The sequence below is a fragment of the Corynebacterium sp. HMSC055A01 genome (genome assembly GCF_001809405.1).
In the GTDB taxonomy this organism is placed as follows: domain Bacteria; phylum Actinomycetota; class Actinomycetes; order Mycobacteriales; family Mycobacteriaceae; genus Corynebacterium; species Corynebacterium hesseae.
In genome coordinates, this window is sequence record NZ_KV797560.1 from 1 (window position 1) to 404 (window position 404).

At 56.4% G+C, this 404-nt stretch carries 1 protein-coding gene; it reads left to right on the forward strand.

Features of this window, described 5'->3' with window-relative positions:
* Positions 1-18: 18 nt before the first annotated feature.
* Positions 19-404, forward strand: a 386-nt coding sequence (locus HMPREF2604_RS04440; protein WP_246818370.1) for an ATP-binding protein, incomplete at its 3' end; no start/stop codon positions are given.

The following is a 404-nucleotide window of genomic DNA, read 5'->3' on the forward strand; positions in this document are numbered from 1 at the left end:
TGGACGTTTTCCCAAAAGGTGCTCTACGCACTCGATAAAGAAGTCGCAGCCAGGCGTGAACGACGCATCAACAAACTGCTAAAAGCATCCCGATCGCCAAACCTTGATGCTTGCCTTGAAAACGTGGTCTGCACGCCTGACCGCAACATCAACCCCGAGCAAGTCAGCAGACTCGCCCACGGACAATGGTGCCACCTAGGTCAAAACATTGTCATCCTGGGCAAGTCCTCAGTCGGTAAAACATACCTCGCCCAAGCACTCATCACCGCAGCATGCCGCAACGACTACTCCGCACGGTTCTACCGCACCGACATGCTCGCCGCCGAACTGGCAGTCCTCCAACCCGATAACCCCACACGGCTGAAGTTCATCCAGCAGCTCCACGACGTCGACGTCCTGGTCCT